General features: G+C 42.3%; 1 protein-coding gene and 2 pseudogenes. All 3 read left to right on the top strand.

Annotated features, from left to right (window positions below; genetic code table 11):
* Positions 1-1,154: pseudogene (locus ACY191_RS14230) on the top strand (hypothetical protein); the annotation flags it as partial.
* A 64-nt stretch (positions 1,155-1,218) separates the two neighbouring features.
* Entirely contained in the window at positions 1,219-1,509 is a 291-nt protein-coding gene (locus tag ACY191_RS14225) for a DUF5592 family protein (RefSeq protein WP_086413240.1), read from the top strand.
* Between the two features lie 13 nt (positions 1,510-1,522).
* Positions 1,523-1,796, top strand: a pseudogene (locus tag ACY191_RS14220) (hypothetical protein); the annotation flags it as partial.

Here is a 1,796-nt window from a genome sequence, read left to right as displayed (position 1 = left end):
GAGTTGTTGCTGGTGGATACGCACTTGGAAAAGGGCTTAGTAAAGCAACAAGTAGTACGATGTCGAAAGTTGGTGGCATGATGAAAGGTGCAGGTAATGGTGCATTACAAGTGGGAGCAGGTGTCGCTGGCGTGGCAAGCGGATATAAAAATGCGGGGAAAGCAAGTGATAGCGGACAACAAGATCAGAAGCAAATAAAAGGACAGCAAAATAAAGAGAATGGAAAAGAAGGGAAAGAAAAGCAAAGCGGGGCAAATGGAACTGGTCATTCATCTATACAAAATGAAATGAGTGAATCAGGGGCTGGAACAGAAAAAAGTCAAGCGTCCCAAGGCGAGGCAGGCGGTGGCGCAATGTCTTTGCAAGATGAAATGAAATCATCTGGTTTTGATAAAGATGCGAAAAAAGAAGTGCAGGGAACGCAACCGAACCTTACTAAAAATACATCGGGTGGTAAGAATGGCGTTACACCGGGGACGCTACAACGGGGTAGTAACGGAGCATCAACAAGTGCACCAGGAACACCACAATCAGGTAATAGCGGAGCACCATCCGGTACACCAGGAACATCACAACCAAGTAGTAGTGGGACACCATCCGGTACACCAGGAACATCACAACCAAGTAGTAGTGGGACACCATCCGGTACACCAGGAACATCACAACCAAGTAGTAGTGGAGCACCATCCGGTACACCAGGAACATCACAACCAAGTAGTAGTGGAGCACCATCTGGTACACCAGGAACATCACAACCAAGTAGTAGCGGAGCACTATCTTGTACACCAGGAACATCACAACCAAGTAGTAGTGGGACACCATCTGGTACACCAGGAACATCACAACCAAGTAGTAGCGGAACACCATCAAGCGGTGAGAGTTCTTCAGGTTCATCTCGTCCAGTAGATACAGCGCCATCTTCTACAAATGATATCCCAGTACCGCAAAGAGAAAATCGTACAATTGGACAATATGCAAAGGATCGCCTTTCCAATGCTTTTCATAGTTCTCCAACGGTACAACAGACAAAACGTTCGTATCAACTTGGACAAAATACAGGGGAGAGTTTACGAAACAAAGGTCAAAATAAGGGCGTGAGTCAGAAGCCAAATGTAAATCAGAATTCAAGAAGAAATCCTAGAAAAGATGCATAGGGTAAAGCGCAGTAAGCATACAAGGAATGCTTATTTTTTTCGGCCTTAAAAGGAGGAAATGTAAATGGCAAGTTATAATATCCCGAAGGAAATACGAACAGAATTAAAGATTAACAAAGCATTATTTTTATTTGATTTACTCTTTATTATTGGGCTTGTGGTTTTCACCATGACAACGAAACCTTTGGTTCATCCCATGTTTCAAATTCCATATTATATTTTTATGTTGATAGTAGGAGTGATTTTGATTGTTCGTCCAAATACAAACCCACAAAAACGGATGTTTGAGGTATTGTTCATTGCGTTAGCTAGAAAGCGTTCTACGTATTGTGCAATTGACCAGGAACAAGACTGAAGGAGGAAATGGGATGGCATTATTCAATGAAAAAGAAATGAATAGACAGGTAGAAAAGAAGAGCGAAAGTAAACCTTCTCTCCAACCACAAAAACAAGAAAAGAAACCAGGCGAGGTAGTGAAAATAAAAGGATTTCAAGAAAAGAAAGAAATGGATCCTGTTGTTTCTCCTTTGAGAGAAGAAGTCGTGCCGGTGAAGAAAACAAAGAAGAATATGATGCAACATCTAGGTAATAAGAAGCAAGAGGCTGTACAAAAAACAGCGAAGATTGACGAGGCTTCGGGAA

It is taken from the genome of Staphylococcus sp. TCBT05, from assembly GCF_055179755.1.
This window is presented reverse-complemented; position numbering and strand designations above follow the sequence as displayed.